Source organism: Pseudomonas sp. yb_2 (genome assembly GCF_043103905.1).
Taxonomy (GTDB): domain Bacteria; phylum Pseudomonadota; class Gammaproteobacteria; order Pseudomonadales; family Pseudomonadaceae; genus Aquipseudomonas; species Aquipseudomonas alloputida.
Genome location: NZ_JBICKH010000072.1, coordinates 1 through 2,796 on the forward strand (window position 1 = coordinate 1; position 2,796 = coordinate 2,796).

Consider the following 2,796-nt stretch of genomic DNA (forward strand, 5'->3'; position numbering starts at 1 on the left):
GGGCTTAAAAATCCTGGCCTTGCCAATGCTCCTCCCTGTGATTGCGATACGCGGCCTCTCCTGCAGGCCCTTTTCCTATGCAAGCCAACAGCCCATGGCTATCATGCCTGCCTTATTCCAAGTCGAGACTGGCATGCTGAAGTTGTTGAATCTCCTCAAGGACGGTCGGTTCCATTCCGGAGAAGCTCTGGGGGCAGCCCTAGGGGTGAGTCGCAGCGCAGTTTGGAAACAGCTGCAGCATCTGGAAAGTGAGCTGAACCTCACCATTCACAAAGTTCGTGGGCGCGGTTACCAGTTGGCCGCGCCACTGGCGTTGCTTGAGGCGCAGGCAATCGCCGGATTCGCCGTGGGCGAACAGTGGCCGGTATTCATCCACGAAACCATCGATTCGACCAATGCCGAAGGCTTGCGCCTTGCCAGTGAAGGGCAGGCGGCTCCATTCCTGGTTCTGGCTGAGCGCCAGAGCGCCGGACGCGGTCGGCGCGGCCGGCAGTGGGTCAGCCCATTTGCTGAAAATCTCTATTACAGCCTGGTCCTGCGCGTCGATGGAGGCATGCGTCAGCTCGAGGGGTTGAGCTTGGTAGTGGGGTTGGCGGTAATGCGCACCTTGCAGGCGTTCGGTGTAAAGGATGTCGGGCTCAAATGGCCTAACGATGTGTTGGTACGTGGGCAGAAGATCACCGGGATTCTCCTGGAATTGGTAGGCGATCCTGCAGATGTCTGTCATGTGGTGCTAGGCATTGGTATCAATGTAAACATGCAGGTGAACGAACAGGTCGATCAGCAGTGGACTTCTATGCGGCGTGAGGTTGGTGCAGCCATAGATCGCAATCACTTGGTCGCGCTGCTCAGTCAGCAGCTACAGCACGAATTGGCGCGTCATCGCCGCTACGGCTTTGCCGCATTCCAGGAGGAGTGGGAGCAGGCGCACTTGTGGCAGGGGCGCAATGTATCGCTGGTTGCTGGTAGTACACGTATTGATGGCGTGGTTCTTGGCGTCGACGGGCAGGGTGGTTTGCGCCTTGAGGTGGACGGGATGGAAAAGAGCTTCAGTGGTGGTGAGCTCAGTTTGAGGTTGCGTGATGATTCTTGAGCTCGATTGCGGTAACAGCTTCATCAAGTGGCGGGTGATCCATGTTGCCGATGCTGTGATTGAAGGTGGTGGGATCGTCGATTCCGATCAGGCGCTGGTGGCGGAAGTGGCTGCGCTCGCTTCAGTGCGTCTCACGGGTTGCCGTATTGTCAGTGTGCGCAGCGAAGAAGAGACCGATGCGCTTTGCGCGTTGATTGCTCAGGCATTTGCCGTGCAGGCGAAGGTTGCCCACCCTGTCCGTGAAATGGCAGGTGTGCGCAATGGCTATGACGACTATCAGCGCCTGGGTATGGATCGTTGGCTGGCGGCGTTGGGGGCATTTCACCTGGCCAAGGGCGCGTGCCTGGTGATTGACCTGGGTACCGCGGCAAAAGCGGACTTCGTTTCTGCAGATGGCGAGCATCTTGGGGGCTACATCTGCCCAGGTATGCCATTGATGCGTAGCCAGCTGCGCACTCACACCCGTCGGATCCGCTATGACGATGCCTCCGCGGAGCGCGCATTGAGCAGCTTGTCACCAGGTCGCTCGACTGTCGAAGCGGTAGAGCGCGGTTGCGTATTGATGCTCCAGGGCTTTGCCTACACCCAGCTTGAGCAGGCTCGTGTGCTATGGGGTGAGGAGTTCACCGTGTTCCTCACTGGCGGTGATGCGCCACTGGTGAGGGCGGCCCTGCCACAGGCGCGGGTCGTGCCTGACCTGGTTTTCGTTGGCCTGGCAATGGCTTGTCCATTGGATTGAGGTGCCTATGCGCTGGTTGTTTCTGCTGTTACTGGTGCTCAACGTCTTTTATTACGTATGGCATCAGCAGGAAGCCCCGCTGAAGGTCAAGGAAGTCGCCCCGTTGTCGCTGTACAAGGGGAATCAGCAAGAAATCCGTCTGTTGCGTGAAACAGGTGTGTCGGCACCGCCCAAGCGTCGTGATGAATGCCTGGTGGTCGGTGGCGTGAAGGGGCAGGAGCAGTTGGATGCGCTGCGTCAACGCCTGCTGAGTCTGGATATTGCCACCTTGCCGGTATCAGGACAGCTGCCGGGGGCGGATGGTCGCTGGCTCAAGGTTGCTCCGGAAAGCGAGCGTTTGCTGGACCAAACGGTGCTCTTGGCTCTTTCCAATGATTTCAAAGACTTAAAACATAAAATTATTTTCTGCCAGGGTATTGCAACTGACGAATAGCTTGATAGAATGGCGCCCGCTTCACAGGGAACACCACTCAGGTGGTAGAACTGGAAGCGGTGTCAAAGCAGCTAAGTTTCAGATTTGATTGAAAAAATTTGAAAAAACGCTTGACACTAGGACGGCAGACAAATAGAATGCCGGCCACATCTGGAGGGATTCCCGAGCGGTCAAAGGGGACGGACTGTAAATCCGTTGCGAGAGCTTCGAAGGTTCGAATCCTTCTCCCTCCACCAGTTTTAGCGAGAGCCGCAAGCTCCGCGGGTATAGTTTAGTGGTAGAACCTCAGCCTTCCAAGCTGATGATGCGGGTTCGATTCCCGCTACCCGCTCCAAGTTTGCCGGATTTTGCACAAAGTGTTTCGCTCTTGTAGCTCAGTTGGTAGAGCACACCCTTGGTAAGGGTGAGGTCAGCGGTTCAAGTCCGCTCAAGAGCTCCATATAAACAAGGCAGATATGAAAATATCTGCCTTTGTTTTATCAGTGCAAGACTATTTCTTCTGCGGAGGATTGTATCGATGGCTAAGGAAAA

3 protein-coding genes and 3 tRNA genes are annotated in these 2,796 nt (G+C 56.2%); all 6 read left to right on the top strand.

Going from position 1 to position 2,796, the window contains the following annotated elements:
• Positions 1–133: 133 nt before the first annotated feature.
• Positions 134–1,093, top strand: a complete 960-nt coding sequence (birA, locus tag ACF8FB_RS18315) for a bifunctional biotin--[acetyl-CoA-carboxylase] ligase/biotin operon repressor BirA (RefSeq protein WP_010951770.1) — start codon at positions 134–136, stop codon at positions 1,091–1,093.
• Positions 1,083–1,832 carry a pantothenate kinase gene (locus ACF8FB_RS18320; RefSeq protein WP_010951771.1) on the top strand — a complete coding sequence of 250 codons (750 nt, stop codon included), beginning with the start codon at positions 1,083–1,085 and terminating at the stop codon, positions 1,830–1,832. Before birA ends, ACF8FB_RS18320 begins: the two co-directional genes overlap by 11 nt.
• Positions 1,833–1,839: 7 nt before the next feature.
• Entirely contained in the window at positions 1,840–2,265 is a 426-nt protein-coding gene (locus tag ACF8FB_RS18325; RefSeq protein ID WP_014589472.1) for a hypothetical protein, read from the top strand.
• A 152-nt stretch (positions 2,266–2,417) separates the two neighbouring features.
• Positions 2,418–2,501: transfer RNA gene (locus tag ACF8FB_RS18330), tRNA-Tyr, on the top strand.
• Between the two features lie 24 nt (positions 2,502–2,525).
• Positions 2,526–2,599: transfer RNA gene (locus ACF8FB_RS18335), tRNA-Gly, on the top strand.
• A gap of 29 nt (positions 2,600–2,628) precedes the next feature.
• Positions 2,629–2,704, top strand: a tRNA-Thr gene (locus ACF8FB_RS18340).
• Positions 2,705–2,796: the final 92 nt, after the last annotated feature.